The sequence below is a fragment of the Gammaproteobacteria bacterium genome (assembly GCA_003696665.1).
Taxonomy (GTDB): domain Bacteria; phylum Pseudomonadota; class Gammaproteobacteria; order Enterobacterales.
Genome location: RFGJ01000635.1, coordinates 1 through 3,791, shown reverse-complemented (window position 1 = coordinate 3,791; position 3,791 = coordinate 1). Strand labels below are relative to the sequence as shown.

Genomic DNA, 3,791 nt, shown 5'->3' with positions numbered 1-3,791 from the left:
GACCTTCAAGACATCAACATTCATATCGCATCAAGCCCCTGTCACACGCGAGCCTCATGAGACGCCCCCGTTTGGATTCGCGCGCAAGCATAGCCAATCCGCTGTCATTGCTCCATATCCCTCTCATAAAATCTTGCCCTGTCAGAGAAATGGTTGCACATTTCACATATATTTATCCTAAATTTCGTCTGATACGTATAGTAATCGCTCCCCCAGACACATGGAGTTAACTAAATGCATACCCTTGATGCCATCATAAAGAACACTAAAAACGTACAAAGTCTTGATCGAAATCAACCACGGACGTCTCCCATAGGAAGCTTCTGGTGGCTGATATTATGCCTGTTAGCGGCAATCGGCCAGTTTCTCTTTCCGAATCTTGGAAGATCTGCAACGATCCCCGGCTATATGGCCTATGATTTTGTTGGTACAGCGATAGGAGGGTGTTCCTTGCCCACAGGGGCGCGACCCACTGATGTCGATATCGAAGCTGATTCCCAAGGAAATATATATATTCTGGATCTTTTTCATAGCACACTATATCCATGGCAATCTAAAACCTATCCTTTACAAGGTGGAAGGCTCCAGCCCCAGCCAAACTTATGGCTAATTACGCCTGATGGCAGTTATTCGCAATATATGCAACCACGATTCATTTATAGAACTGGCTTCACGTATGGCGCATATAATATGACCTCAATAGCCATTGATGCTGCAGACAACCTTTTGTTCAACACCACGTACTTGCCAGGAAACAGATGGGTGGCTGGAGCAGTTATGTCAAAGCCATTGTATGGAAGAGAACAGGTCCTCTTCACCGAGCCTTCCGGTGGCAGCATCGAACAGATACAGGTCGATTCCAAGGGAAATATTGTCTACTTCAGCACTAGATTTCAGGGAAGATATATCTATGAAATTAAACAGCGCGCACCAAATGGCACTGTAACAACCCTGGTCACCTTTCCATCAATGGTGTTATCTGGGCCCCGGATTCTTGGCTTCGATAAGTCAGATAACCTTTATTATACTGATCGTGTGCCAACACCACCATATACCACAATCCTCTATCAGCGCACCCCAAAAGGCATTGTTTCGACAATTAATTTATCCTTGGATCCAGCAACGAAGGGTGGTACGAGTCTTGCTGGGCTGGAATTTTCTTTTTTGCATGAAGGACCGAATGGCAAACTGTATATAGGTGCACCTGACAACAGTCTTTTTGAACTTGAGCCAACAACGGGCCTGCTGACTAAAGTCAGCTTCCCGGCAGTCACAAATCAGCAGACCCCTAAATCTCCTCCATTTACCTTTCTGCGCAATGACCCGTGCGGAACATTTACTTTTGGCCCCAAAGGGAGCCTATACTACTTTTCGAGAAATGGGAGATTGGTCAAATTCTTTGACACAACCCGAATATCCAATTACACGGCACGTCACCCCAATAACGCCAACCCAGCTGTGGATGTACAACTATTTCCTCTCTCTGCTACAGCCTCAAAGCCTGCTAACATCAAAATGATTTTTAGCGCCACCAATTCCTGGATCGGCACTCCTATAACAGGATTGACGCGCAACCATTTCTCACTGAATGTCGACGGGATCAATGCACTGGTGCCCGAAGCCTTTTTCGATATTCATCCTCTGTCGGTAAAACCATCCAGTTTCAGGAATAAGAAAGTCATTATGTTTGACATCAGCTCGAGTATTACACCTGCAGATCTGGCGGCCATGAAAAAAACCGTCATCAACATGCTCGTTGATGTGAATGGTAAAAGCCGTTTACAGCCCGGTGAAACGGTCAGCATCTGGGCCTTTGATGATATCGTGCGATTGAAACAGAATTTCACCAATAATACCGCACTCCTGGTCAAGGCAATCAATGGGCTCCGTATAGGAGGTGCTTCCACCAATCTCTATGGCGCAGTGGTTACCGGCATGAAAACGATTTCCACAACGTACAAAAACGGTCAGTTGAATGTTGGACAAATGATCGTTGTCACCGATGGAGGCGATACGGCAGGCATAAAGTCTATGGCCCAGGCAAAAGCCTCGGTGGGCAAAAACAGCATTTATTTTCTGCTCACTGGAATCAAATATCTCCCCGCTACGGTCCTGCAGAATCTTACGGCCATTGCCGGAAGCAAGGGCCATGTTGTACAGGCAAGATATTTTTACTACACCCTGAACGGTCGGGATCTTGCCTTTGACACAGCGATGAACCAAATCCGGTTGGCCGCCAACGGATACCCCAAAAGCTTGTATGTTATGGAGTATGTAACGCCTCTCCGCGGTTTTGGGCAACATACGGCCACGCTGGCGGTTAAGAATAACTACAACAATACCGTGGCAAATGTCTATTTCAACCCAGGCAAACTTGGTTTCCGGAACCCAACACCGGCATTGACCATTTTCGGGCCGGATTTGCTTGCCCCGCAAGGAACAGTATCGCTTGAGGGCGTAACCAAATATGTTTCGCCCCTGACAGCAGCCCATACATGGTCGATTGATAAACCGGCGGTTGCTAGCATCAAGGTTAATCCCACAAATCCATCGATAGTCACCGTCACAGCCAATCCTGGCCAATCAGGCTTCGTCACAGTAACGCTGCGGGATACAACTTACCCGAGATTGGTTGCCACCCACACTTTATTTATATCTGATGTTGGCCTCGCGGGCATGAATTCCATGGGCCAGAAAGTCATCATCGGTCTGAAAAAGAGTGCTACTTTTGAGGCCTTAACTGCATCTACATCCTTACCACCGAAATACGTATGGACAGTTGCAAATCCGGCCATTGCCAAGGTGAACAGCTACAGCTCCAGTCAATATGCTGACATCTGGGGCATGAAAGCTGGAACAACGCAACTGACGATTACAGATACTGCAAACGGCAAGTCATTTACCACGACTATAACTGTGAAAAAGTCCGCATTGAAACTGGCACGGCCGATCTTGCTTAAGGCCCAGCCGTTGCGGGGGAAAATCAAAGTCTTATGGAGAAATAATGTTAAAGGCGAGCGAGGCTATTTTATTCTGAGGAGACAAGGTCCGAGGGGGGCATTCAGGCGTATCGGACGCGTAAAAATGAACACGACCATATTCCTTGACCGGAAGGTGCGGAAGGGCGCTAAATACTTCTATAAGATCTTTGCTTACAAAGGAAAAATAAAATCGCCATATTCCAGAGTAGTGTCAGCAAGAGCAAAATAATTTTTGCATTTTCTTCTAAAGATGATGAAAAGTTATTTGTATGAAACGATCAAACTAGGGCCAGTTCACACTAATCGCAGGCTTTCGGCGGTGGCATCCATAAACTTCTGAAATTTTGAGGGGCCATCGTGGGTTTCATTTCCGTAGGATTGAGTTGCTGAAGAACAATCCGGAGCAGGAGATACCAACATGATCAAGTACGAAGTGAAGCTGAAGAAGGAGTTGCTGTCCAATCTCCTGACGAACACGGATGGCTTGGCAGGGATGATTGAAGATGTTCTGAACCAAATTCAGGAAACTCAGGTGATGCCGCGCGAGCCGCAACTGCATATTCACGTCATCGCACAACGGCATACAGATGCGGCATGGCCTGACCCGGCATGGGGTCACGGTGCCACTGGACCGTGTAATGACTTTCAACATCACACATGCACACAAGCGCTGCAGCATGCAATCGGGGGTATCCGGTTTTGTTGAAGATGCGACCCATTGGTATTCTGGACTCCGGTATCGGCGGCCTAACCGTCGTTAGCGAAATACGCGCCTTGCTGCCTCATGAGCATCTCGTCTATCTAGCTGAT

The 3,791-nt window shown here is 47.2% G+C and carries 3 protein-coding genes; all 3 read left to right on the top strand.

Annotation, left to right across the window (positions count from 1 at the left end; all coding sequences use genetic code 11):
* Positions 1-234 precede the first annotated feature (234 nt).
* Complete coding sequence (locus D6694_15275; protein ID RMH34284.1) at positions 235-3,210, top strand: VWA domain-containing protein; 2,976 nt, start codon at positions 235-237, stop codon at positions 3,208-3,210.
* Positions 3,211-3,399: 189 nt separating this feature from the next.
* Complete coding sequence (locus D6694_15270) at positions 3,400-3,687, top strand: hypothetical protein (protein RMH34283.1); 288 nt, start codon at positions 3,400-3,402, stop codon at positions 3,685-3,687.
* A gap of 2 nt (positions 3,688-3,689) precedes the next feature.
* The coding region (locus D6694_15265; protein RMH34282.1) for a glutamate racemase at positions 3,690-3,791 on the top strand (102 nt) is incomplete at its 3' end.